25 protein-coding genes are annotated in these 24,361 nt (G+C 73.2%); 15 read left to right on the forward strand and 10 right to left on the reverse strand.

Annotated elements, in window-relative coordinates:
• Positions 1–5: 5 nt before the first annotated feature.
• Both AC5K6T_RS00110 and AC5K6T_RS00115 read right to left on the reverse strand, forming a co-directional pair.
• Positions 6–938, reverse strand: a complete 933-nt coding sequence (locus AC5K6T_RS00110) for a DUF3558 domain-containing protein (RefSeq protein WP_493204684.1) — start codon at positions 936–938, stop codon at positions 6–8.
• Positions 939–1,056: 118 nt separating this feature from the next.
• Positions 1,057–2,007 carry a DUF3558 domain-containing protein gene (locus tag AC5K6T_RS00115; protein WP_493204685.1) on the reverse strand — a complete coding sequence of 317 codons (951 nt, stop codon included), beginning with the start codon at positions 2,005–2,007 and terminating at the stop codon, positions 1,057–1,059.
• A gap of 304 nt (positions 2,008–2,311) precedes the next feature.
• Between AC5K6T_RS00115 and AC5K6T_RS00120 the strand changes: the two genes are divergently transcribed.
• Positions 2,312–3,505, forward strand: coding sequence for an RtcB family protein (locus AC5K6T_RS00120; RefSeq protein WP_493204686.1), 1,194 nt, complete (start codon positions 2,312–2,314; stop codon positions 3,503–3,505).
• 157 nt (positions 3,506–3,662) lie between these two features.
• Here the strand turns inward: AC5K6T_RS00120 and AC5K6T_RS00125 are convergent, their stop codons facing one another.
• The 3 genes from AC5K6T_RS00125 to AC5K6T_RS00135 form a co-directional block, all read right to left on the reverse strand.
• Complete coding sequence (locus AC5K6T_RS00125; RefSeq protein ID WP_493204687.1) at positions 3,663–3,905, reverse strand: hypothetical protein; 243 nt, start codon at positions 3,903–3,905, stop codon at positions 3,663–3,665.
• Positions 3,902–4,681, reverse strand: a complete 780-nt coding sequence (locus AC5K6T_RS00130; RefSeq protein ID WP_493204688.1) for an SDR family NAD(P)-dependent oxidoreductase — start codon at positions 4,679–4,681, stop codon at positions 3,902–3,904. Before AC5K6T_RS00130 ends, AC5K6T_RS00125 begins: the two co-directional genes overlap by 4 nt.
• Before the next feature lie 161 nt (positions 4,682–4,842).
• Positions 4,843–5,178, reverse strand: coding sequence for a YnfA family protein (locus AC5K6T_RS00135; protein ID WP_493204689.1), 336 nt, complete (start codon positions 5,176–5,178; stop codon positions 4,843–4,845).
• Between the two features lie 157 nt (positions 5,179–5,335).
• On the opposite strand from AC5K6T_RS00135, the gene AC5K6T_RS00140 reads away from it, so the two are divergent.
• Complete coding sequence (locus tag AC5K6T_RS00140) at positions 5,336–5,884, forward strand: hypothetical protein (RefSeq protein WP_493204690.1); 549 nt, start codon at positions 5,336–5,338, stop codon at positions 5,882–5,884.
• Between the two features lie 252 nt (positions 5,885–6,136).
• Here AC5K6T_RS00140 and AC5K6T_RS00145 read toward each other — a convergent pair whose 3' ends face one another.
• From AC5K6T_RS00145 to AC5K6T_RS00155, 3 genes are all read right to left on the reverse strand, one after another.
• On the reverse strand, positions 6,137–7,561 hold the full coding sequence (locus AC5K6T_RS00145; RefSeq protein ID WP_493204691.1) for an ATP-binding protein: 1,425 nt from the start codon (positions 7,559–7,561) through the stop codon (positions 6,137–6,139).
• Positions 7,562–8,269, reverse strand: a complete 708-nt coding sequence (locus tag AC5K6T_RS00150; RefSeq protein WP_493204692.1) for a response regulator transcription factor — start codon at positions 8,267–8,269, stop codon at positions 7,562–7,564.
• A gap of 145 nt (positions 8,270–8,414) precedes the next feature.
• Positions 8,415–9,053: a hypothetical protein gene (locus AC5K6T_RS00155; protein WP_493204693.1), complete on the reverse strand. Its 639-nt coding sequence runs from the start codon at positions 9,051–9,053 to the stop codon at positions 8,415–8,417.
• 284 nt (positions 9,054–9,337) lie between these two features.
• Between AC5K6T_RS00155 and hemL the strand changes: the two genes are divergently transcribed.
• From hemL to AC5K6T_RS00195, 8 genes are all read left to right on the forward strand, one after another.
• Positions 9,338–10,669: a glutamate-1-semialdehyde 2,1-aminomutase gene (gene hemL / locus AC5K6T_RS00160; protein ID WP_493204694.1), complete on the forward strand. Its 1,332-nt coding sequence runs from the start codon at positions 9,338–9,340 to the stop codon at positions 10,667–10,669.
• Between the two features lie 38 nt (positions 10,670–10,707).
• Positions 10,708–11,388, forward strand: a complete 681-nt coding sequence (locus AC5K6T_RS00165; RefSeq protein WP_493204695.1) for a histidine phosphatase family protein — start codon at positions 10,708–10,710, stop codon at positions 11,386–11,388.
• 278 nt (positions 11,389–11,666) lie between these two features.
• Positions 11,667–12,977: a polysaccharide deacetylase family protein gene (locus AC5K6T_RS00170; RefSeq protein WP_493204696.1), complete on the forward strand. Its 1,311-nt coding sequence runs from the start codon at positions 11,667–11,669 to the stop codon at positions 12,975–12,977.
• Positions 12,978–13,390: 413 nt separating this feature from the next.
• On the forward strand, positions 13,391–13,981 hold the full coding sequence (locus AC5K6T_RS00175; RefSeq protein ID WP_493204697.1) for a TlpA family protein disulfide reductase: 591 nt from the start codon (positions 13,391–13,393) through the stop codon (positions 13,979–13,981).
• 1 nt (position 13,982) lies between these two features.
• Positions 13,983–14,756, forward strand: a complete 774-nt coding sequence (locus tag AC5K6T_RS00180; RefSeq protein WP_493204698.1) for a cytochrome c biogenesis CcdA family protein — start codon at positions 13,983–13,985, stop codon at positions 14,754–14,756.
• A 3-nt stretch (positions 14,757–14,759) separates the two neighbouring features.
• Positions 14,760–16,502, forward strand: a complete 1,743-nt coding sequence (gene resB / locus AC5K6T_RS00185; RefSeq protein ID WP_493204699.1) for a cytochrome c biogenesis protein ResB — start codon at positions 14,760–14,762, stop codon at positions 16,500–16,502.
• Positions 16,499–17,635 carry a c-type cytochrome biogenesis protein CcsB gene (gene ccsB, locus AC5K6T_RS00190; RefSeq protein ID WP_493204700.1) on the forward strand — a complete coding sequence of 379 codons (1,137 nt, stop codon included), beginning with the start codon at positions 16,499–16,501 and terminating at the stop codon, positions 17,633–17,635. The genes resB and ccsB overlap by 4 nt, the downstream gene beginning before the upstream one ends.
• Before the next feature lie 86 nt (positions 17,636–17,721).
• A complete protein-coding gene (locus AC5K6T_RS00195) occupies positions 17,722–18,129 on the forward strand; it encodes an SRPBCC family protein (RefSeq protein WP_493204701.1) in 408 nt (135 codons plus the stop codon).
• A gap of 303 nt (positions 18,130–18,432) precedes the next feature.
• On the opposite strand, the gene AC5K6T_RS00200 is transcribed toward AC5K6T_RS00195, so the two are convergent.
• A complete protein-coding gene (locus AC5K6T_RS00200; RefSeq protein WP_493204702.1) occupies positions 18,433–19,062 on the reverse strand; it encodes an LppU/SCO3897 family protein in 630 nt (209 codons plus the stop codon).
• A gap of 90 nt (positions 19,063–19,152) precedes the next feature.
• Here AC5K6T_RS00200 and AC5K6T_RS00205 point away from each other — a divergent pair, with 90 nt between their 5' ends.
• Positions 19,153–19,806, forward strand: a complete 654-nt coding sequence (locus AC5K6T_RS00205) for a TetR/AcrR family transcriptional regulator (protein WP_493204703.1) — start codon at positions 19,153–19,155, stop codon at positions 19,804–19,806.
• A 42-nt stretch (positions 19,807–19,848) separates the two neighbouring features.
• Here AC5K6T_RS00205 and AC5K6T_RS00210 read toward each other — a convergent pair whose 3' ends face one another.
• The gene (locus AC5K6T_RS00210) at positions 19,849–20,238 is read right to left on the reverse strand and encodes a PLD nuclease N-terminal domain-containing protein (protein ID WP_493204704.1); all 390 of its coding nucleotides are present in this window, start codon (positions 20,236–20,238) and stop codon (positions 19,849–19,851) included.
• Between the two features lie 87 nt (positions 20,239–20,325).
• Here AC5K6T_RS00210 and AC5K6T_RS00215 point away from each other — a divergent pair, with 87 nt between their 5' ends.
• From AC5K6T_RS00215 to AC5K6T_RS00230, 4 genes are all read left to right on the forward strand, one after another.
• Positions 20,326–21,783 carry a menaquinone biosynthesis decarboxylase gene (locus AC5K6T_RS00215; RefSeq protein WP_493204705.1) on the forward strand — a complete coding sequence of 486 codons (1,458 nt, stop codon included), beginning with the start codon at positions 20,326–20,328 and terminating at the stop codon, positions 21,781–21,783.
• A gap of 247 nt (positions 21,784–22,030) precedes the next feature.
• Positions 22,031–22,933, forward strand: a complete 903-nt coding sequence (mqnP, locus tag AC5K6T_RS00220; protein WP_493204706.1) for a menaquinone biosynthesis prenyltransferase MqnP — start codon at positions 22,031–22,033, stop codon at positions 22,931–22,933.
• 397 nt (positions 22,934–23,330) lie between these two features.
• Complete coding sequence (locus AC5K6T_RS00225; protein ID WP_493204707.1) at positions 23,331–23,591, forward strand: hypothetical protein; 261 nt, start codon at positions 23,331–23,333, stop codon at positions 23,589–23,591.
• 31 nt (positions 23,592–23,622) lie between these two features.
• The gene (locus tag AC5K6T_RS00230; protein WP_493204708.1) at positions 23,623–24,294 is read left to right on the forward strand and encodes a UbiX family flavin prenyltransferase; all 672 of its coding nucleotides are present in this window, start codon (positions 23,623–23,625) and stop codon (positions 24,292–24,294) included.
• The last annotated feature ends 67 nt before the right edge of the window (positions 24,295–24,361 follow it).

Here is a 24,361-nt window from a genome sequence, read left to right on the forward strand (position 1 = left end):
ACGCCCTAGGAGGCGGACTTGGCCGTGGAGCCGGAGGGCTCGGGCGAGCCGGAGCTCTTCGGGGAGCCGGAGACCGAGGGAGAGGCCGAGCCGGTCGTGCTGCCGCCGCTCGTCCGCTGCACCGCGGCGACGGCCTCCTTGGCGGCCTTCTGCGCGTCCTTCATCAGCTCGTCGGCGTCCGGGGTCTTGTCACCCGCCAGGCCGGCGCCGCTGTAGTCGACCGTCACGACGACGTTCTCCACGCGCGCCACGACCGTCTGCTGCTTGAAGGCGCCTTCCTTCTTCTTCAGGTCGTAACGGACCGCCGTCGCCTCGTCGCCGGTGCCCGCGACCGGGGCCGACTTCACGTTCTTGGCGCCGCTCGCGCCCTGGGCGTCCTCGACCTGACGGTCGTAGTACTCCTCGGCCAGCTCGTCGCCCGCGCCGCGGGTGACGTCCGACTCGAAGCGCAGCAGCGAGACGTTGAGCCAGCGGAACTGGGAGCCCTTGACGCCGTTGTTGTCGAGGCTGTCCCAGGAGCAGCTGCCGCGCGACTCCACGTCGTTCGAGCTGCCCTCCTTGCCGGACTTGCCCGCCTGGGGAACCAGGTCCTTGAGCGTCTTCTCGGACAGCACGCCGCACGCCTCGGGCAGGCTGGTGTAGACGGCCGCTCGGACGGTCGGCGAGGGGCTCGCGGAGGCGGTCGCCGTCGGCTGCCCGGCCTTCGTAACGGAGCCGGAGCCGGAGCCGGAGTCGGAGCCGGAGTCCCCGGAGCAGGCCGCTGCCAGCAGCACCACGGGCAGGACGGCCGTGCCGGCCAGGGCCCGGCGCCGCCGTACCGCCCGCCGCCCGCGCTCGCTGCGCTCGTCGCGCTGGTCGCGTGCCCACGGCCGGAACGGCGTGGGACGTGCCCCGAGGTCGGCTCGCTGTGCTCGTCGCTGCATGGTTCCTTCACTCATGACACTCGTGGTTCCTGCGGTCGGATCGGGTCCGAGGGGCCACGGTACGCGGTGAGGGCCGCGGCCGGACGCGCTTCGGGTCCTCTGTCCGGGGGCGTGGTCCCGCCGTGCAAGAGGGCTACCCCGACAGCGAGTCGGCGAGCCGGGAGGCCAGCTTCCGTGCCCTGTCCTGCATTTCCTTGCTGTCGGGCACGCCTCCCAGCGTCGCCGGCTGCTCCTCGTACTCGATGGTCACGATGACGTTCGACGTGCGGAACGCCACAGTGACGGTGCGGCGCTTGGCTGTCGAGCCGGAGTTGCGCAGTTCGTCGTCGAGGAACGCCTCGTCGCCGAGCCCGTCGAGGAGGCGGGGCCGGACGTCGGCGGGTGTGCCGGACGGGGCCGGGTCCGCCGTGCCGCTGCCCGGGGACCCTTCGGCGCTGCCCGCTCCGCCCCCGGCGGCCCCCGTCCGCGACGCGGCCGCCGGGGAAGAGGAGGACGAAGCGGAGGACGAAGAAGATGAAGACGACGAAGACGACGAAGACGACGAAGACGACGAGGGCGACGCGGGGGGCGGGGCAGAGGGGGTCGTGGACCCGGAGGGCGTGGTGTCGGACGCGGGGGAGCCGGAGTCGGCCGGTTCGGGCAGGTCCGCGTCGAGGACCTTGCCGGCGAAGAGGGTCTCGGCCTCGCTGTCGTCGCTGACCGCAGCGTCGTAGGACACCACGCGCTCGAAGTCGACCAGCAGATGGTCCGTGGCCGCCGCGGACTCCACCTTCCAGCGGCAGCCGACCTTGCGGTCCGTGTCGTAGGTGAGCGTGGCCTCACCCTCGTAGGCCTGCTCGCGCCGGGACTCGTCGGCGATCTCGCGCAGGCCGGGCAGGAGGGCGTCCAGGGTGTCCGGGCCGACCGCGGCGCAGGCCTCGGGGAGCGTGCGGTAGCGGCCCGGTTCGGCGGTCGCCGCGCCGGCGCCGGAGTCCTCCGGGTTGGAGCCGTCCGCGGTCGCGGCACGGTCGGAGCCGCCGGTGCAGCCGGCCAGCAGCGCCGCGACGAGGGCGACGGTGCCGGGTACGAAGGCCTTCCGCTGCACGGTGGGGCTCCTCTCTCTCCTTCGACGGCGTGCCGGCCGGTGTGCCGGCGGGCGGGCCCGCCGGCGCGTCGGCGACTGCGCCGACGTCCGGACTGCTGCCCGGACTGCTGCCCGGACCGATGGCCGGACCGATGGCCGGACCGATGGCCGGGCTGCTTATTCGGTTGCCGCGCGGGGGTGCGACCCGCAGACAATGTGTATCGCACGCACTGCTGTGAACGCCGGTCCCCTGTCCCTTTCATTGACCTTGGCGTCGGTTTTGCGATTGATGACTTCTGTTGTCTCACGGGGGAATGAGGACGATATGTCGTACGTCGAGGTGCCCGGGGCCGAGGTGCCCATCCGGATGTGGGCCGATCCCGCGACGGTCGAGGACGTCGCCATGCAGCAGCTGCGGAACGTGGCCACGCTGCCGTGGATCGAGGGGCTCGCCGTGATGCCGGACGTCCACTACGGCAAGGGCGCGACGGTCGGGTCCGTCATCGCGATGCGCGGGGCGGTCTGCCCGGCCGCGGTGGGTGTGGACATCGGGTGCGGCATGTCCGCGGTCCGGACCTCCCTCACCGCGAACGACCTGCCCGGTGACCTGTCGCGGCTGCGGTCGAGGATCGAGCAGGCCATCCCGGTCGGGCGGGGCATGCACGACAGCCCGGTCGGCCCGGGAGGCTTCCACGGCCTGGCCACCGCCGGCTGGGACGACTTCTGGGGGCGGTTCGACGGGGTCGCCGAGGCGGTCAGGTTCCGCCAGGACCGCGCCCTGAAGCAGATGGGGACGCTCGGCGGCGGCAACCACTTCGTGGAGGTCTGCGTCGACAGCGAGCAGTCCGTCTGGCTGATGCTGCACTCCGGGTCCCGGAACATCGGCAAGGAGCTCGCCGAGCACCACATCGCCACGGCCCGGGAACTGCCCCACAACCAGGGCCTCGTCGACCGCGACCTCGCCGTGTTCGTCGCGGACACCCCGCAGATGGCCGCCTACGAGCACGACCTGTACTGGGCCCAGCAGTACGCCAGGTACAACCGGACGCTGATGATGGCGCTTCTGCAGGACGTGGTCCGCAAGGAGTTCAGGAAGGCCCGGGTGACCTTCGAGCCCGAGGTGAGCTGCCACCACAACTACGTGAGCCGCGAACGCTACGAGGACATGGACCTGCTCGTCACCCGCAAGGGCGCCATCAGCGCGCGGGCGGGCGAGTACGGCATCATCCCGGGCTCGATGGGCACCGGCTCCTACATCGTGAAGGGCCTCGGCAACGAGAAGTCCTTCAACTCCGCCTCGCACGGCGCCGGCCGGCGCATGAGCCGCAACGCGGCCAAGCGGCGGTTCTCGACCCGGGACCTGGAGGACCAGACGCGGGGCGTGGAGTGCCGCAAGGACTCCGGCGTCGTGGACGAGATCCCCGGCGCCTACAAGCCCATCGAGCAGGTCATCGACCAGCAGCGGGACCTCGTCGAGGTGGTCGCCAAGTTGAAGCAGGTCGTCTGTGTGAAGGGGTGAGACGACGGCCGGGCGGCACCGGCAGCCCGCCGTCTGCGCTGCCGCCGTCTGCCGGTGTCCGCCGCCGTCTGCCGCAGTTTGCCGGTGTCCGCCGGTGTCCGCCGGTGTCCGCCGGTCTCTGCCGGTGCGCGGGGTGCCGGGTGCACGGCCGGGGCCGCTACTTCGCGTGCCGGACCGCGTAGATCATGACGAGCGCCACGACGTGGATGCCGAAGAGGAAGTAGGCGAGCCACATCCACATCTGGCGCTCGTCGCGCTTCTCCCGCGCCTGGCGGGCCCGGAGGTGTTCCGGGGACTCGGGACCGGCCGCGGGACGCGGCCCGGGGTCCGGGGCGGAGCCGGCCGCCGGGCCCGGCGCGGGGCCGGGCTCGGGCTCGGGGCCGGGCGTGGTCCCGGTCACCCCTGCTCCCGGTGCACCTTGGTGTTGGAGGCCTGGGCGCGCGGGCGGACCACCAGCAGGTCGATGTTGACGTGGCTGGGGCGGGTCACGGCCCAGCTGATCGTGTCGGCGACGTCGTCGGCGGTGAGGGGCTGCGCCACACCCGCGTAGACCTTCTCCGCCTTCTCCGTGTCGCCGCCGAACCGGGTCAGCGCGAACTCGTCGGTCTTCACCATGCCCGGTGCGACCTCGATCACCCGGACCGGCCGGCCCACGATCTCCAGCCGGAGCGTCTCGGCGAGGACGTGCTCGCCGTGCTTGGCGGCGACGTAGCCCGCGCCGCCCTCGTAGGTGGCGAGGCCCGCCGTGGAGGACACCACGACCACCGTGCCGTCGCCGCTCGCCTCCAGCTTGGGCAGCAGGGCCTGGGTGAGGTTCAGGGTGCCGATGACGTTCGTCTCGTACATCGCGCGCCAGTGCGCCGGGTCGCCGGTGGCGACCGGGTCGGCGCCGAGCGCTCCGCCGGCGTTGTTGACCAGCACGCCGATCGTCCGGAACGCCGTGGCGAACTCGTCGACCGCCGCCCGGTCCGTCACGTCCAGCGGGTACGCCGTCGCCGAACCGCCCGCCGCGACGATCTCCTCGGCGAGCGCCTCGACACGGTCCTTGCGGCGCGCCGTCAGCACGACGCGGTAGCCGGCCTCGGCGAGCCGCCGCGCGGTGGCGGCGCCGATCCCGCTGCTCGCCCCGGTGACCACGGCGATGCGGGCGGCGGTGGACGGGGCGGCGGTGGCCATGGGGCTGCTCCTGGGGCTGGGACCGTGTGCTCGGGGTGCTCGGGGTGCTAGGGGTGCTCGGGCTCCTGCCAGGATAGGCGGAGCCCGGCGCCGCCCCGCGCCCGGCCGCCCCGCCACCGGCGGTCCCGCGGCCGGCCGTCGCGTGGTCCGGCGCCGCGCGGTCAGCCGCCCCGCGGGGCCCACATGATCACGGCCATCCCGGCCAGGCAGACCAGCGCGCCGGTCACGTCCCAGCGGTCGGGCCGGAAGCCGTCGGCGACCACGCCCCACAGCAGGGAACCGGCCACGAAGATCCCGCCGTACGCGGCGAGGACCCGGCCGAAGTGCGCCTCCGGCTGGAAGGCGGCGGCGAACCCGTAGGCGCCCAGGGCGAGGACCCCGCCGGTGATCCAGAGCGGCCCGCGGTGCTCGCGCAGGCCCTGCCAGATCAGCCAGGCGCCGCCGATCTCCAGCACGGCGGCCGCGACGAACAGGGCGGCGGAACGGGCGATCAGCATGCCCCCAGCCTGGCACGCCGGGCCCGCGTCCCCCGCCGGACGGTGCCTGTCACCTGATGGACGGCGCCTGCACGGGGCCGGGGCGTGGGATGCATAGCGGTGCGTGCCGGGCGCGTACCGAGCGGTCCCGGCGAGGTCTGGAGGGCTGGTGAGGGGCATGCGCAGGGCGGCACGGGGGCTGTGGGTGTGCGGTGCGGTGCTGGCGTTCGCCGGAACCACGGGAGCGGCCGGGGCGGTCGACGGGACCGGTGAGCCCGGGGCGGCGGCCGCCGTCGCTCCGGCGGTGGCGGTGGCGGTGGCCGGGCCGGATCGGGCGGTGGGGCCGGAGGCGGACCTGGCGTACCACGGGTTCGCGGTGATGGCCGACGGGCGGATGCGGGTGCGGTTCGCCGCGCGCAACCACGGGCCCGACGCGGTGGCCGACGCGACCGTACGGCTGCGGTGGTCGGCCCCGCTCGCCGACCGGCAGGAGCTGCCGCAGGGCTGCGCGCGGTACGGGGCGCAGGCGGTGGTGTGCCGGACGGGCGCGCTGCCCGCCGACGGCCCGAGGGAGCGGACGGAGCTGTCGGTGCGACTGCGCGGCGGGCCGTCGGAGGCGCTGCTGGAGCTGGACACGGTGTGGGGCGGGGGCGCGGTGGACCGGAACCGGGCCAACGACCGGCAGCGGGTGCTGGTGCTGGACACCGGGGACACGTACTACTTCTGACGGTCTCTCCGCCGCGGCGGGCCCGCCGCGGCGGCGCGTCAGGGCCCGTCCGGGCCGGCGCCGTAGCGCTGAGGCGCACTCCGCGGCCGCCTCGTCCTGGTCCCCTGACGCCCCGGGGGGCTCCCCCGCACGCGGGGAAACGGGGGAACGGGGCCACGGCCGGAGAGGTGTTCCCGGGGGAGGAGCGGGTCCGGACCGGGCCGGCCGGCCCGGATCCTCCGCACACCGGACGTGTCCGCGGGGCTCCGGGGCTCAGCGGGGAGGGTGCGGGGGGCGCGCGGGGCCGGCGGGTGTGGGGCGGAGGGTGAAGCCGATGACGGTGCCGCCGCCGGGGCGGGAGCGGGCGAAGGGGGACCCGCCGTGTGCGAGGGCGATCTCGCGGACGATGGACAGGCCGAGGCCCGAGCCGGGGAGGGCACGTGCGTCGGCCGCCCGGTAGAAGCGGTCGAAGACGCGGGCGAGGTCGTCCTCGGTGATGCCCGGTCCCCGGTCGAGCACCTCCACCCGCACGGGTGCGCCCGGTCCGCCGCTCACCCGGATCTCGATGGCGCCGGTTCCGCCGGGGTCGAACTTCGCCGCGTTCTCGACGAGGTTGGACACCGCCCGGGTCAGCAGACCGGCGCGGCCCTGGGTGACGGTCGGGCCGTCGGTGCGGACCGTGATCTCCCGGCCGGTGCGCCGCCGGGCCTGCGCGGCGACCTCCTCGGCCACCTCGGTGAGGTCCACCCGCTGGGGCGGCTCGCTGTCGGACTGGCCGGCGGCCAGGTCGACCAGCTCATTGACGAGGTCGGTCAGCTCCCGTGCCTCCTCCGCGAGGTCGGCGACCAGTTCCTCCCGGGCGCGGTCGGGCAGCTCGTCCATCCGCTTCAGCAGCGAGATGTTCGTCCGCAGGGAGGTCAGCGGCGTGCGCAGCTCGTGCCCGGCGTCCTGGACCAGCCGCCGCTGGTCCTCCTCCGACTGGGCGAGGCGGCCCAGCATGCGGTCGAAGGCGCGGCCGAGCCGCCCCACCTCGTCGTGGCCGGACACCGGGACCTGGATGCCGAGCCGGCGGGTGCGGGCGACGGCCTCGGCGGCGGAGGTGAGCACCACCAGCCGCCGGGTGATCCGCCAGGCCAGCCACCAGCCGAACAGGCCCGCGCCGAGCACGACGGCGCCGACCGTGCCCAGGGTGCGCCGCTGCAGCACCCGCAGCAGGTCCTCGGTGTCGCTGAACTGCTGCCCGACCTGTACCGCGCCCCGGCCGCCGCCGAGGGCGACGGTGGCCACCCGGTACACGTCGCCGCCGACGCCGACGTCCCGGTGCACCACCAGGCCTCCGGCCGTGGCGGCACCCGCGATCCGTACGTCGTCCCCGGCGACCGGGAGGCCCGGGCTGCCCTCGTCGAAGACGGACCCGTCGGGTCCGAGGACCTGCACGTCGGTGCGGGCCGGGCGCACCAGGTCGTGGCCGGGGGCCGAGGAGAAGTCGGCCGGGTTCATCGGGTCGCGCCGCACCTCGGCCCGTACGTCCTGCACCACCTCGTCGAACACGGTCTGCTGGTCCACCCGCACCAGGCGGGCCGCGGCGCTGTACGACAGGATGCCGACGAGCACGGTGACACCCGCGGTCACCGCGGCGAACGACAGCGCGAAGGTGGTGCGCAGCGACACCAGCCGCCACCGGCGGCCGCCGGCCACTCAGCCCTCCCGCAGGACGTAGCCCACCCCGCGCACCGTGTGGATCAGCGGGGCCGCGCCGGGCTCGTCCAGCTTGCGGCGCAGGTAGCCGACGTACACGGCGAGGTTCTTGGAGCCGGGGCCGAAGTCGTAGCCCCAGATGCGGTCGTAGATGGTGGCGTGGTCCAGGACCGTGCCGGCGTGCCGGGCGAGGAGTTCGAGGAGCTCGAACTCGGTGCGGGTCAGCTCCAGTTCGCGGTCGCCACGCCAGGCCCGCCGGGCCTGCGCATCCACCCGTACGCCGGCCGCCTCCAGGGTGCCGGGGGCGGGTGCGGAGGGCCGGGCGGGGGCGGCGGCGGTGGGGCCGGTGCGGCGCAGCAGGGCGCGCAGCCGGGCGAAGACCTCCTCCACGTCGAAGGGCTTGACGACGTAGTCGTCCGCTCCGGCGTCCAGGCCGGCGACCCGGTCGGCGGTCTCCACCAGCGCGGTCAGCATGAGGACGGGCGTGCGGTCGCCCTCGGCGCGCAGCTCGCGGCAGACCTGGAGCCCGTCCTTGCCGGGCATCATCACGTCCAGGACGAGCACGTCGGGCGGGGTGCGGTGGGTCTCGGCGAGGGCTTCGACCCCGTCGGCGACGGCGGTCACCCGGTACCCCTCCAGGGTCAGGGCGCGTTCCAGGGCGTGCCGGATCGCACGGTCGTCCTCGGCGAGCAGAAGTGTCGGGGCCACCCGACCAGTGTGGCAAAGCCACCCGTGCGGCAGGGCGGCCCCGGCCCTGGTGCGGGGCGGCCGTTCCCCTCCGGAAGGCGTCTCCCCTCCGGAAGGCGTCCCGGCACAGCGGGCCCGCCGCGACGGGCTGCGGGGACCGCTCAGGTCACGGCCAGACCAGGCAGTAGGGCTGGTGCCCGGCCTCGTGGAGGCGGTGGGAGAAGTCCTGCCACTCGTGGAGGAGCTGGTAGACGTCGAAGGCGTCCCGGGGGCCGCCGCGGTCGGGCACGGTGGACCAGATGAAGGCGGCCGCGCCCACGGCCTCCTCGCCGATGTCGCGGAGCGGGTCCACGACGGTCATCGGGAGCCGGACGACGGCGTAGTCGGGGTGCAGGACGACGAGTTCGAGCGGGGGGACCTTGTGGAGCGGGACGCCCTCGATGCCGGTCAGGACCATCGCGGCCATCGTCTCCGGCTTGATCTTGGTGAACATGCCGTTCATGCCGAGCTCGTCGCCGCCCAGCTCCTCGGGCCGCATCGAGATCGGGACGCGGGCCGCTGTGGCGCCGTCCGGCGCGCCGAAGTACTTGTACGTCACCCCCACCCGACCACCATTCCTGCTCCCGGCCCCGAGGGGCTCCGCCCGGCGGTCCCGCCGCCGCTCGGCCGCCTCCGGCTCACCCGGCCCGGCCTGGGCCCGGTGCGCCTCGCCCGTCTCTTCCGCGTCGCGTCGGTGCTTTCCCCGCCTGGCACGTCGAGGACCCAGGTCGTCAGTCCCCTCGCCCAGCCCGCCACCGCGATGCATATCTCCACCCGACTGCTTTTCTAGGACGCGAGGACCCCGCCGCGCAACCCGATCATCGTGTCAGTGACCTCCCCCACGGCCGCCCGCCGAAACGTGCGGTGGGAACTCCTGTCCGCAGGATCTTCGCAGCCCCTGACCGCCGTCGCCCGAATGACGTGTGTGTGTCAGCTCTCAGTCTCGCAGATGCTCGTCCGGGCGGTGCGGGATCGATCGCCGTCCGCCGCGGCCTACCCTGAACAGGTCACTGCCCACCGGAGTCCGAGAAGTCGGAGAAGTCGCAGGTCATGAGCGAACTGCCATATGCATACGAAGCACCCGTCTCGCAGGAGCTGTTCGACCGTGCGGCGGCCGTCACCCCGGGCGGGGTGAACTCCCCGGTGCGCGCCTTCCGGGCGGTGGGCGGCACGCCCCGGTTCATGGTGTCCGGCACCGGCCCGTACCTCACGGACGCCGACGGGCGCGAGTACGTGGACCTGGTCTGCTCCTGGGGGCCGATGATCCTCGGCCACTCCCACCCCCGGGTCGTCGCCGCCGTGCAGGAGGCCGTCGCCCGCGGCACCTCCTTCGGCACGCCCGGCGAGGGCGAGGTCGCCCTCGCCGAGGAGATGGTCGCGCGCATCGCGCCGCTGGAGCAGGTCCGGCTGGTCTCCAGCGGCACCGAGGCCACCATGTCGGCGATCCGGCTGGCCCGCGGCTTCACCCGCCGCGCCAAGGTGGTCAAGTTCGCCGGCTGCTACCACGGCCACGTCGACTCGCTGCTGGCCGCGGCCGGGTCCGGCGTCGCCACGTTCGCCCTCCCGGACACCCCCGGCGTCACCGGCGCCCAGGCCGGCGACACGATCGTGCTGCCGTACAACGACCTGGAAGCGGTGCAGGAGGCCTTCCACCGGCACCCCGGCGAGATCGCCTGTGTCATCACCGAGGCCGCCCCGGGCAACATGGGCGTCGTCCCGCCGCGGCCCGGCTTCAACCAGGGGCTCAAGGACGCCTGCGCCAAGAACGGCGCGCTGTTCATCTCCGACGAGGTGATGACCGGCTTCCGTACCAGCCGCGCCGGCTGGTACGGGGTCGAGGGCGTGGCTCCCGACCTGATGACCTTCGGCAAGGTGATGGGCGGCGGCTTCCCCGCCGCGGCCTTCGGCGGCCGTGCCGACGTGATGGCCCACCTCGCCCCGGCCGGGCCCGTCTACCAGGCCGGCACCCTCTCCGGGAACCCCGTCGCCACCGCCGCCGGGCTCGCCCAGCTGCGCCTGCTGGACGACGCCGCCTACGACACCGTGAACGCGGTGTCGGAGCAGGTCCGGACGCTGGTCACCGACGCGCTCGCCAAGGAGGGCGTCGCCCACCGGCTGCAGACCGCGTCCAACATGTTCTCGGTGTTCTTCACCGACCGCGAGGTGCGCGACTACGAGGACGCCAAGCGGCAGGAGTCCTTCCGCTTCAACGCGTTCTTCCACTCGATGCTCGCGCAGGGCGTCTACCTGCCGCCGTCCTCCTTCGAGTCCTGGTTCGTGTCCACCGCGCACGACGAGCGCGCCCTGCAGCGGGTCGCCGACGCCCTCCCGGCGGCGGCCCGCGCCGCCGCCGAGGCGAACCCGGCGGAGGCGGGCGCATGAGCGGGGGGAACGAGCGGACGAGGCGCGGGGAGCAGCCGATGAGCGGACGGGACATCACCGTCGTACACCTGATGCGGCACGGCGAGGTCGCCAACCCGGACGGCGTGCTGTACGGCCGGCTGCCCGGCTACCACCTGTCCGAACTGGGCCGGCGGATGGCCGACCGGGTCGCCGAGCACCTCGCCGGGCGGGACGTGAGGTACGTCTGCTCCTCCCCGCTGGAGCGGGCGCAGGAGACCGCGACGCCGATCGCGAAGGCGCACGGGCTCGACCTCGCCACCGACGACCGGCTGATCGAGGCGGAGAACGTCTTCCAGGGCAAGACCTTCGGCGTCGGTGACGGCGCGCTGAAGAAGCCCGCCAACTGGAAGCACCTCGTCAACCCGTTCCGGCCGTCCTGGGGTGAGCCGTACACCGACCAGGTGGCGCGGATGACGGACGCGCTGGACGCCGCCCGGGACGCCGCCCGCGGGCACGAGGCGGTGCTGGTGAGCCATCAGCTGCCGATCTGGATCGTCCGCTCCCACGTCGAGCGGCGCCGGCTCTGGCACGACCCGCGCCGCCGCCAGTGCACGCTCGCCTCGCTGACGTCCTTCACCTACGACGGCGACCGGATCGTCTCCGTCGGCTACACCGAGCCCGCCCTGGACCTGGTCCCCGCGCACCTGCGGGCCGGCGCCAAGCCGGTCAAGGGTCAGGACAAGGCGTTCGGGGCGTAGTCCCACAGGGGCGTTCCCGAAGGCGTGCCCCTTCGGGCCTCGGGCGTACGGGCCTCGGGTGTACGGGGCTCGGTCGTACCGGGCTCGGGCGTACGGGGCTCGGTCGCGGGGGGCTTCGCCCTCCGGGGGCGCGTCGAGGTGCCCCCGGGAGGCGCGGGTGGCCCGTGGTGGGGGCGATTCGCCCCGTTACGGAATCGCCACAAAACGGCGGAACCTCCCCGTTCGCCGCGGCCTCTTCCCGGGTGACCACGAGAGAACGCGACGAACTGGGGGGCGCCATGCGCTCTGTCACCCGAACGGTCACCCGAACGGTCAGCCGAACGGTCAGCCGAACGGTCAGCCGAAGGGGAGCACTCGGACTCGGCGCGGGGGCCGCCGCCGTCGGACTCGCCGGATGCGGCCCCTCCGCCTCCTCCGACGGGACGGGCCGTACCCCCGGTTCCGGCGCCGCGGCCGGGGGCGGGAAGAACTCCTCCTCCCGGTCCCCGGGCTCGCCGTCCCCCACCGTCCGCCCGCTCGGTGACGGCTCCACCGCGTTCACCGGGCGGCAGCCCCGTCAGCCCGAGCGCCCCGTGCCGCTGGAGCCCGGCGAGAAGCCGCCGCAGTTCGTCGTGTTCTCCTGGGACGGCGCGGGCGAGGTCGGCAACGGCCTGTTCCCCCGGTTCCTGGACCTCGCCGAGAAGCACGGCGCGTCGATGACGTTCTTCCTCTCCGGGCTGTACCTGCTCCCCGAGTCGAAGCAGCGCCTGTACGACCCGCCCAACAACCGGCGCGGCGCCTCCGACATCGGCTACCTCACCGACGAGCACATCCGGATGACGCTGGCCGGGCTGCGCCGCGCCTGGCGGGAGGGCCACGAGATAGGCACCCACTTCAACGGGCACTTCTGCGGCGACGGGCACGGCTCCGTCGCCCACTGGACGCCCCGGCAGTGGCGCAGCGAGATCGACCAGGCGAAGGCCTTCGTGAAGGAGTGGCGCACCAACACCGGCTGGAGCGAGGAGCCGCCGCTGCCCTTCGACTACGACAAGGAACTCGTCGGCGGCCGCACGCCCTGCCTGCTCGGCCAGGACAACCTGCTGCCCGTCGCCCGCGAGCTCGGCTGGCGCTACGACGCCTCGTCCCCGGGCGGCCTGCAGGTGTGGCCGGTGAAGAAGCAGGGCGTCTGGGACCTGCCGCTGCAGCAGATACCCTTCCCCGGCCGCAGCTTCGAGGTCCTCTCGATGGACTACAACATGCTCGCCAACCAGTCGCTGAACTCCACCAACGCCCCGGCCCACCACCACCCGGCCTGGCGCGAGCAGGCGGCCCAGGCCTACATATCCGGCTTCAAGCGGGCATACAAGACGAATCGGGCGCCCTTCTTCATCGGCAACCACTTCGAGCAGTGGAACGGCGGGATCTACATGGACGCCGTCGAGGAGGCGCTCGTCCACATGGCGCGCGAGCGGGACAAGGGCGGTGACATCCGGCTGGTGTCCTTCCGGCAGTTCACGGAGTGGCTGGACGTGCAGCGGCCCGAGGTCCTCGGCAAGCTGCGCACCCTGGGTGTGGGGCAGGCCCCCGCGGGAGGCTGGAAGGCCCTGTGACCGCAGGGGTGCCGCACCGGCCGCGGACGCCGCGAGGGCCGCGGTACGGACAGCCGCGCGAGACGCGGTACGGACGCCGTCCCGGTCGGCGTGCGGGCGCCGTCACGGTCGCCGCGCGCACGCCGCGACCGACGCCGCGACGCACGCCGCGACGGACTTGGTGACGGGCGCTGTGACCGACGCCGTGACCGACGCCGTGACGCGCGCCGCGACCGACGCCGCGACGCACGCCGCGACCGACGCCGCGACGGACGTGGTGACGGGCGGGTGACGGGTGCGGGCGGACCTGTCCGGAACCCCCCGGAACCCCCCGGAACCCTCCCGGAATCCCCCGGAACCGGCCCTGACATGGGGCTTCGTACCTGCGAGGGGGGTGGGAAAGATCCGCAGAACGGGCATGCGAAACTTTTCACATGAGTGCCGCCAGCCGTACCACCCTGCTCGCCGCCGGTGCCGTCGTCACCGCGCTGGCGCTGTCCGCGTGCACCTCCCAGGGCACCTCCGGAGGCGGCGGCGGCACCAACTTCGTCACCGGCGACGACGGCATCGCCACCGCCGCCGAGGACGACCGGAGTGCCGCGCCCGTGCTCGACGGCGAGACCCTCGACGGCAAGCGGCTCAGCACCGGCGACTACCGCGGCAAGGTCCTCGTCCTGAACGTGTGGGGCTCCTGGTGCGGCCCCTGCCGGGTCGAGGCGAAGAACTTCCAGAAGGTCTACCAGGACGTCAAGGACCAGGGCGTCGAGTTCGTCGGCATCAACACCCGGGACACCAGCACCGTCCCCGCCGTCGCCTTCGAGAAGGAGTGGGGGATCACCTACCCCAGCCTGTACGACCCGACCGGCAAGCTGCTGCTCCGCTTCAAGAAGGGCACCCTCAACCCGCAGCTCGTGCCCTCCACCCTCGTCATCGACCGCGAGGGCGGGATCGCCGCCCGCGCGCTCCAGCCGCTGAGCGAGAGCAAGCTGCGCGAGATGATCGACCCGGTCCTCGCGGAGAAGTGACGTGACCGCGCTGTCCTCCCTGGCCGCGGCCACCGACCCGAACTCCACCGTCCTGCACGGCGCCCTGCTGCTGGCGCTGCCGCTCGCGGTCCTCGGCGGTCTCGTCTCCTTCTTCTCCCCCTGCGTCCTGCCGCTCGTCCCCGGCTACCTCTCCTACGTCACCGGCGTCAGCGGCACCGACCTCGCCGAGGCCCGCCGCGGCCGGATGGTGGCGGGCGCCTCGCTGTTCGTGCTCGGCTTCACGGTCGTGTTCGTCTCCGGCGGCGCCCTGTTCGGCTTCTTCGGCTACACCCTGCGCGAGCACCAGGCCGTCCTGTCCAAGGTGCTCGGCGTGCTCATGATCCTCATGGGCGTGTTCTTCATGGGCCTGATGCCCTGGCTCACCCAGCGCGAGTTCCGGTTCCACCGGCGGCCCGCGGCCGGACTGGCCGGCGCCCCGCTGCTCGGCGCGCTGTTCGGCATCGGCTGGACGCCCTGCATCGGCCCCACCCTCGCCTCCGTGCAGACCCTCGCCATGGAGCAGGCCAGCGCCGGCCGCGGCGCCGTCCTGACCATCGCCTACTGCCTGGGGCTCGGCATCCCCTTCGTGCTGGCCGCGGTCGCCTTCCGCAAGGCCCTCGGCGCGTTCGGCTGGGTCAAGCGGCACTACGTGTGGGTGCTGCGCATCGGCGGCACCATGATGATCCTCACCGGTGTGCTGCTGCTGACCGGGGCGTGGGACAGTCTCGTGCGGGAGATGCAGAACTGGTCCGACGGCTTCACGGTGGGGATCTGATCCATGACCAAGACGACGCCCAGCGCCCCCGAGGACCAGGACCTCGGCGCCGCCGGCACCCAGCTGTCCACCGCGCCGCAGGAGGAGGCCCCGAGCCTGCCCGCCCTCGGCGTGACCGGCTGGGTCCGCTGGTTCTGGCGCCAGCTGACCTCCATGCGGGTGGCGCTGCTGCTGCTCCTGCTGCTCTCCCTCGCCGCGATCCCCGGTTCACTGATCCCGCAGACCGGCAACGACATCACCCAGGTCGATGACTTCCGGCAGCGGCACGGCACCCTCGCCCCCGTCTACGACCGGCTCGGCCTCTTCCACGTCTACAGCTCGGTGTGGTTCTCCGCGATCTACATCCTGCTGTTCGTCTCCCTCATCGGCTGCATCGTCCCGCGCACCTGGCAGTTCACCGGCCAGCTCCGCGGCCGCCCGCCGGGGGCGCCCCGCCGCCTGACCCGGCTGCCCGCCCACACCACGTGGCGCACCGCCGCCGCACCCGAGGAGGTCCGCGGGGCCGCACTCGCCCTGCTGAGGCGGCGCCGCTTCCGCGCCCACCTCAGCGGCGACGCCGTGGCCGCGGAGAAGGGCTATCTGCGCGAGGCCGGCAACCTCGTCTTCCACCTCGCCCTGATCGTGATGCTGGTCGCCTTCGCCTGGGGCCAGCTGTTCAAGTCCGAGGGCAACAAACTGGTCGTCGAGGGCGACGGGTTCTCCAACACGCTCTCCCAGTACGACGACTTCAAGTCCGGCAGCCTCTTCCGGAACGACGACCTGGAGCCGTTCAGCTTCACCCTCGACCGCTTCACCGGCACCTACGAGCCGACCGGCCCCAACCGAGGCACCCCCCGCACCTACGAGGCCGACCTCACCTACAGCGAGGGCGCCGACGGCGAGGAGCGGAAGACCACCGTCGAGGTCAACGAGCCGCTCCGGATCGGCGACGCCAAGGCCTACCTGGTCAGCCACGGCTACGCGCCGGTCATGACCGTCCGCGACGGCAAGGGCGAGATCGTCTTCCAGGACGCCGTGCCGCTGCTCCCGCAGGACGGCAACGTCACCTCCTCCGGCGTGGTCCGCGTCCTGGACGGCTACCGGAACGCGCAGGGCACGGGCGAGCAGCTCGGCTTCCAGATCTGGTTCCTGCCCACGTACAGCGAGGGCACGATGGTGTCCCGGTTCCCGGCGCTGATCAGCCCGATGATGGCGGTGAACGCCTACCACGGCGACCTCGGCGTGAACTCCGGCATCCCGAAGAACGTGTACCAGCTGGACAAGACGCACATGAAGGAGTTCAAGGACGCCGACGGCAACCTGCTGAAGAAGCAGCTGCGTCCCGGCGACACCCTCCAGCTCCCGAACGGCGCCGGCTCGATCACGTACGAGAAGGAGACCCGGGAGTGGGCGGGCTTCCAGATCGTGCAGGAGCCGGGTGGCGGCTGGGCGCTGACCGGTGCCGTCGCCGCGATCGCGGGCCTCGCGGGCTCCCTGTTCATCCAGCGCCGCCGCGTCTGGGTGCGGGCCGTCCCCGGCGACGACGGGGTCACCGTGGTGGAGATGGCCGGCCTCGGCCGCAGCGAGTCCACCAGGCTGCCCGAGGAACTCGGCGACCTCGCGGCCGCCCTGTACGAGCGGGCACCGGGCGCCCCCGACCCGGACAGCGCCCCCGACTCCGGGAGCGCCCCGAAGCCCGGGGGCGACGCCGCCTCCCTCACCCCCGACCCCCCAGCCGTACCTGCCGAAGGGGCTGACAAGCCGTGACTTTCGCCGCCGCGAGCGATCTGGCCGCCGCGACCAACGAGAACCTCGCGAACATCAGCAACACGCTGATCTACTCCTCGATGGCCGTCTACACCCTGGCCTTCTTCGCGTACATCGCCGAATGGCTCTTCGGCAGCCGCAGCAGGGTCGGCCGTACCGCCGCCGCGCTCACCCCCCGCGACGCCGGGCAGCGGGCCGGCGCGCCCGCGGTCACGGTGAACTCGGCGGGCGGCGGCACCGCGGTGCTGGAGCGGCCGCGGGTCACCGTGCGGGCCGCGGCGGGCTCCCGCGACGTGCCCGACGGACCCGGCGCGCACGGCGGCGACGAGCAGGGCGACCTCTACGGCCGGATCGCCGTCTCCCTCACCGCCCTCGCCTTCCTGGTGGAGTTCGGCGGCGTCCTCACCCGCGCCCTGTCGGTGGAGCGCGCGCCGTGGGGCAACATGTACGAGTTCAACATCACCTTCTCCACCGTCGCGGTCGGCGTCTACCTGCTGCTGCTGGCCCTGCGGAAGAACGTCCGCTGGATCGGCCTGTTCCTGACCACCTCGGTGCTGCTCGACCTCGGCCTCGCCGTCACCGTCCTCTACACCGCCAGCGACCAGCTGGTCCCCGCCCTGCACTCGTACTGGCTGTACATCCACGTCTCGACGGCGATCCTGTGCGGCGCGGTCTTCTACCTGGGCGCCGTCGCCACGATCCTCTACCTGTTCAAGGACTCCTACGAGAACAAGCTGGCCACCGGTGGCAGGCCGGGCAGCTTCGCCCACTCCGTGCTGGACCGGCTGCCGTCCTCGGCCTCCCTGGACAAGTTCTCCTACCGGGTCAACGCGGCCGTCTTCCCGCTGTGGACCTTCACGATCATCGCGGGCGCGATCTGGGCCGGCGACGCCTGGGGCCGCTACTGGGGCTGGGACCCCAAGGAGACCTGGTCCTTCATCACCTGGGTCGCCTACGCCGGGTACCTGCACGCCCGGGCCACGGCCGGCTGGAAGGGCCGCAGGGCCGCCTGGCTGGCCCTGATCGCCTTCGGCTGCTGGCTGTTCAACTACTACGGCGTCAACATCTTCGTCTCCGGCAAGCACTCCTACGCCGACGTCGGCCTGGACGCGCTGCGAGCCGTCGGCTTCTGAGCCGCCCGGTCCGCAGCGGCCGGCGGCCCGGCCGCCGTGACCCCGGAGGGCGTGCGTGCCGCGTCCCGCGGGGTCACGCTGGTGTCATGACCGGATCCATCGAGCAGGGCACCAGCCAGACCCACGGGAACACGCACATCCTGCACTTCCTGGTACGGCTGCCCAGGCCCATGGACAGCGTCTGGCCCGCCCTGGCCACCCCCGAGGGGCTGGCGGGCTGGCTCGCGCCGGCCGACGCCCTGGAGCCCCGGCTGGGCGGCGCGGTCGCGCTCCGCGGCCTCGGCACCGGCCGGGTCACGGCCTGGGACGTGGACCGGGTCGCCGAGTACACGCTGGAGGAGGGCGGCCGTGTCCGCTTCCACCTGGAGCGTGACGGCGACACCGCCTGCGTGCTGCGCTTCACCCACGAGTTCCAGGGCGAGGGGGAGACGGAGCGGAACTGGCGGACCCGCTTCGACCGCCTCCTCGGCCGGATACGGACCACACCGCGCTGACCAGGGGCCCACCGCGGGGGCCGGTACCGGATGTCGCAGGCCGGGCCGGGGCGGGCGGGTGCCGGGATGTCCAGCGCTGCGAGGCCGTGCCCGCGCAGCTCGCCGTGGTCACGGAGCCCTTGGCCGTTCCCACGTCGAGGCAGCCGCCGTTGGCGCCGACCAGGGTGCCGCCGGAGCCGGTCCACCGGCTCCGGGACGCCGAGCCGTCGCGGCTGCCCACGAAGACGGCCTGGCCGAGCAGGTTCGCCGCCAGGCAGCCGCCGCTCTCCGGCGGCTCCGCCCCGCTGCCCGTCAGGTCCTGGCTCATCGGGCGTAGGCCCCCAGGCCGACCAGGCAGTACACGTACTCGTTGAGGGTCGTCCCGTTCAGCGTGTAGCGGTAGTGGTACGCGTACTCGGTCCGCGTGTCGGCCTCGCAGCGGCTCATGTCCGAGGTGAACGGGATCGTCTGGATCACCTTGTAGTGCGCGTCGGAGGCCGAGCAGTCGACCTCCTCGACGTCGACGCTCTGCGCGGTCGTGGAGTCGGGCAGCTGCCCGTTGAGACAGGTGCCGGTGGTGAAGGGGTCGGGCTCCTCCGGCTCCGCGGCGGCGTCGGAGCCGGAGCCGTAGGAGCCGTCCGACCCGTCCGACCCGTCCGAGCCGTAGGAGTCGTCCGATCCGTCCGAGCCGTAGGAGTCGTCCGACCCGTCCGATCCGTAGGAGTCGGCCGGCTCGTCCGGGACGTACGGCGACGAGGTGGCGTACGGCGACGAGGTGGCGGCCGGCCGGTACGCGGTGCCGCGGTCGCCGTCGTCGTTCGCACGGAGGATCAGGCCGACCCCGAGGACGAGCGCCCCGGCCACCGCGAGGACGGCCAGGCAGCCCTTCGCACCGCTGCCCGGTGGTGGTGTTCCGGCGCCGGGCGGCTTCGGCTGCTGCGGTATCTGCGACATGCGGCCAGTCTGGATCACTCCAGCCGAAAACTGGAGTCTGTTTCTAGAAAAATATTTTAGAAACGGAAGGATGACCTACGCTTTCGTCGCATGAGCCCCAAGCAACAACGCGGCGAGGCGACCGCCGAACTGCTCCTGGACGCCGCGCTGCGGGTGTACGCCGAGTCCGGCGATCAGGGCCTCACCGTCAGTGCGATCACCCGGACCAGCGGGGTCAGCCTCGGGAGCCTCTACCACCACTTCGGCAGCATCGACGGGCTGGTCGACGCGCTCCTGCGGCGCTGGCTGGGACGCCTGCTGGGGGAGCTGGCCGGAGCGCTGCAGCAGACCCGGACCGCCCGCTCGGGCATCGGGGCACTGACCCGGGCCTATCTGACGTTCATCGAGGAACACCGCGCCGCGGCGCTGCTGCTGCACTCCGCCCGCGCCGACCAGCAGGGCATGGCCGAGGCGCCGGAACTCCGCGACTCCCAGGAGGCCCGCGTCTCGGCCTTCGCCGCGTGGATCGGCCACCACGTCGAGACCGGTGAGGTGGCCCCGCTGCCCGTGCCCCTGATGGAGTCCCTGGTCCTCGGCCCCGTCGTGGCGACGGCCCGCCGCTGGCTGTCGGGCATCGACGACGTGTCCCTGGACGAGGCGGCCCGGGTCCTGCCGGACCGCATCTGGCTGTCCGTGCGCGCGGAACAGGCCGGCCCCCCCGGGGGCTCCGGTACCCCCGGGGACCCCGGTACCCCGGAGGGCTGACGGCTCCCGGCCGCCGCCGACGACGACGGGGCCGGGCCCGTCTCAGTCGCCCTGCGGCTCCTCGCCGCGCTCCCTGCGGCGCAGCTCCTCCTCGCGGCGGCGCAGGTCGGCCTCCCAGTCCTTCAGCAGGGCCTCGTCCTTCTTGTTGTCCTCGGCGAGGGACTTGAGGAACTCGGGGTTGTCGTCGGGGGCGACGTACCGGGCGCGGTGGTCGCGGTGCCACTCCGCGGGGGTGCGGCCGTCCGCCGGGACGTTGCGGACCTTGCCCGTGACGAGCCAGGCGATCGGGCCGACGATCCAGAACAGCAGGACGATGAACACCCACGCGATCTTCGGCAGATGCCGGGCCTCGTCCTCGGGCGTGTTCAGGCAGTCGATCAGCGCGAAGATCGTCAGTGCCAGCGGCACGAGGTACATCAGCAGCCTGAGCATGGAGTACAGCCCCCAGGGGTCGCGGTGGGGCTCCGTGTCCGGCCCCGGTGACGGCCTCAGGTTAGCCGCTCGGGGATACTGGGCCCCATGGCTTACGACGATCTTCGCTCCCTGCTCAGGGCACTGGAGCGCGAGGGCGACCTGAAGCGCGTCAAGGTGGAGGTCGACCCGTACCTGGAAGTCGGGGAGATCGTCGACCGGGTCAACAAGCAGGGCGGGCCGGCACTCCTCTTCGAGAACGTGAAGGGCTCCTCGATGCCCCTCGCGATGAACGTCTTCGGTACCGACCGGCGGCTGCTGAAGTCCCTCGGCCTGAAGTCGTACGACGAGATCAGCGAGCGGATCGGCGGCCTGCTGAAGCCGGAGCTGCCGCAGGGCTTCGTCGGAGTGCGGGAGGCGTTCGGCAAGCTCGGCGCGATGGCGCACGTGCCGCCGAGGAAGGTCAAGCCCGACGGCGCGCCCGTGCAGGAGGTGGTGCTGCGCGGCGACGAGGTGGACCTGGACGAGCTCCCGGCGCTGTTCACCTGGCCGCAGGACGGCGGTTCCTTCTTCAACCTGGGCCTGACCCACACCAGGGACCCGGAGACCGGTGTCCGCAACCTCGGGCTGTACCGGCTCCAGCGGCACGACCGGCGCACCATCGGGATGCACTGGCAGATCCACAAGGACAGCCGCAACCACTACCAGGTCGCCGCCCGCAAGGGCGAGCGGCTGCCGGTCGCGATCGCCTTCGGCTGCCCGCCGGCCGTCACCTACGCCTCCACGGCCCCGCTGCCCGGCGACATCGACGAGTACCTCTTCGCCGGGTTCGTCGCCGGCAAGCGGATCGAGATGGTCGACTGCAGGACCGTCCCGCTCCAGGTGCCCGCGCAGGCGGAGGTCGTGCTGGAGGGCTGGCTGGAGCCGGGAGAGATGCTGCCGGAGGGGCCGTTCGGCGACCACACCGGCTTCTACACCCCGCAGGAGCCGTTCCCCGCGCTCACCGTCGACTGCGTGACGATGCGGCGGCGCCCGCTGCTGCAGTCCATCGTGGTCGGCCGGCCGCCGACGGAGGACGGCCCGCTGGGCCGCGCCACCGAGCGGTTCTTCCTGCCGCTGCTGAAGGTGATCATCCCGGACATCGTGGACTACCACCTGCCCGAGGCGGGCGGCTTCCACAACTGCGCGATCCTCTCGATCGACAAGAAGTACCCCAAGCACGCCCAGAAGGTCATGCACGCCGTGTGGGGCGCCCACATGATGTCCCTGACCAAGCTGATCGTGGTCGTGGACTCCGACTGCGACGTCCACGACCTGCACGAGGTCGCCTGGCGGGCGCTGGGCAACACCGACTACGCCCGCGACCTGACCGTGGTGGAAGGACCCGTCGACCACCTCGACCACGCCTCCTACCAGCAGTTCTGGGGCGGGAAAGCGGGCATCGACGCGACCCGGAAGTGGCCCGAGGAGGGCTACACGCGCGACGGCGGCTGGCCCGAGATGGTCCTGCCGGACCCGGAGACCGCCGAGCGGGTCACCCGACGCTGGAAGGAGTACGGCCTGTGACGGGCGCCGAGACGATGCCGCGGGGCGGCGCGGAGCCGGCCCGCCCCGGCCGCCGCGGGAACGTTCCCGCGTACGGCGGGGACGCGCCGGGGCACGGCGGGAACCGGCCCGGGCACTGTGGGGACCGGGCCGGGCACTGTGGAAACGCTCCGGGACGCGCCGCGGCGGTTCCGGCCTACGGTGCGGACGCTCCGGGGCACGGGGCGAGCGTTCCGGGCCGCGGCGCCACCGCTGCGGGGTGGCGCCGGTGAGCTCCGCCTCCGCCGCGATCCCGCAGCCGGGACGCACCCGGGCGTTCCTGAGGCTCGTGATGATCGAGCACTCGGTCTTCGCGCTGCCCTTCGCCTACATCGCCGCGCTCACCGCCATGTACCAGTGGGACCGCACCATCCACTGGGGCAAGCTGCTGCTGGTCACCGTCTGCATGGTCGGCCTGCGCACCTTCGCGATGGCCGTCAACCGGATCATCGACCGGGAGATCGACGCGCGCAACCCGCGCACGGCGCAGCGCGAGCTGGTGACCGGGGCGGTGTCCGTGCGGCACGCCTGGACCGGCGCCCTGATCGCCCTGGTCGTCTTCCTCGGGGCGGCCGCCCTGCTGAACCCGCTCTGCCTGGCGCTCGCGCCGGTCGCGGTGATCCCGATGGTGGTCTACCCCTACGGGAAGCGGTTCACGAACTTCCCGCAGGCCATCCTCGGCCTCGCCCAGGCCATGGGCCCGGTGGGCGGCTGGCTGGCGATCACCGGGCAGTGGTCGTGGGACGCGGTGATCCTCGGCCTGGCCGTCGGCGTCTGGATCGGCGGCTTCGACCTGATCTACGCCTGCCAGGACGTCGAGACCGACCGCGAGACCGGGGTCCTGTCGGTGCCGGCCCGCTTCGGCGTCCCCGCGGCGATCCGGGGCGCCCGGGCCTGCCACGCCGTCACGACGGCCCTGCTCGCCTGGTACGCCCTGGTCACGGACGCCGGCGCGTTCTTCTGGCTGGGGCTGCTCGTCGTGGCCGGCGCCTTCCTCTACGAGCACAGCATCGTCCGCCCGCACGACCTGTCCCGCCTCAACCGCGCGTTCTTCAGCGTCAACGGGTTCATCGGCATCGCCCTGTTCGGGTGCGCACTGCTGGACCTGCTGGCCCGGGGGCTGACCGTCTGAATACGGTGCGGCCAGCCATCGAGGACGGGACCCGAGGGAGGCCACCGTGACCGTCTCCGGAACCGACCGCCTGCACGCGCGGCCCAGCAGGCCGGCGGACATGTTCCCCGGCTTTCTGACGGAGACCGTCGAGGCGGCATCGTGATGAACCCGGTCAGGCCGTTCCACGGGAAGACCGTTCAGCGGCTGTGGGCGATCGTCGACGCCCCGTTTCCCTCGGACCTGGCCCTGGTGAGCGGCGCGGCGTTCGTCTTCGACGGCTCCGACGAGTTCTGCCCCGGCCTCGCCGTGAACCCGGGCCGGGGCCGAGGCCGCGAACCGCAGTGCGTACCCTGCCGACCTCATCGACCTCATCGACCTCATCGAGCTCGTCGACCTCATCGAGCTCGTCGCCGAGGTGGTCTCCCCCGAGAGCATCCGCCGGGACCACGAGCTCAAGCCCCTCCGGTACGCCGGGCGCGGGGCCGCCCACCACCTGGTCCTGGACCCGCTCGACGAGGGGCACCTGGCCACGCTGTGGAACCCCGGACCGGACGGCCACCGGGGACGCGATCTGGTTCCGTACGGCCCGGACGTCGAGGCCGACGCCCCCTGGGGACGGCCGACGATCCCCACCGGGCGCATGCCGGTGGACCCGCGGGCGCACGCCCCGGCCTGAGCCACACCCGTCCCACCGGTACGCTCAAGAGGTGAACGCAGGAGAATCGCAGCGCAGGCCTTGGATCGTGGGGGTGTCCGGGGCGTCCGGGACGCCCTACGCGGCGGCTGTGCTGCGGGCGCTGCTGGAGGCCGGGGAGAGCGTCGACCTGGTGGTCAGCCGGGCCTCGCGGCTGACGCTGCTGGACGAGACCGGGATCTCCTTCCGGGACGCGCACTGGCGGGACGACCTGCGCGCCTGGCTGGGCCGCGGGGCCGACGGCAAGCCCGGCACCTTCGACGTCGAGCTGTCGGCGGTGCGGTACTGGAACGCCGGGGACCTGGCCGCCGGGCCGTCCTCGGGCTCGTATCCCACCCGGGGCATGCTGATCGTGCCCGCCTCCACGGCCTGCGTCGCCGGGGTCGCGCTCGGCCTGTCGAAGGACCTGCTCCAGCGGGCGGCGAGCGTCACCCTCAAGGAGCGCCGCACGCTGGTCGTGGCCGTCCGGGAGACCCCGCTGAACGGGCAGACCCTGCGCCACCTGGTCACCCTCGACGACGCCGGCGCCGCCGTCGTGCCCGCCTCGCCCGCCTTCTACGCCGGGGCCACGCACATCCAGGACCTGGTGGACTTCGTGGCCGGACGCGTGCTGGACGCGGCGGGCGTCCGACACGGCCTCTACCGCCGCTGGGAGGGCGACCTCGGCGGAGCGCGCCCCTCCTGACCGGCGGGCGCCCCGCACCGGGCGACCGGCCGCCGGACCAACCCCCCACTCCTCTTTGTCCCTCTTT

The sequence above is a fragment of the Streptomyces sp. B8-7 genome (assembly GCF_058833805.1).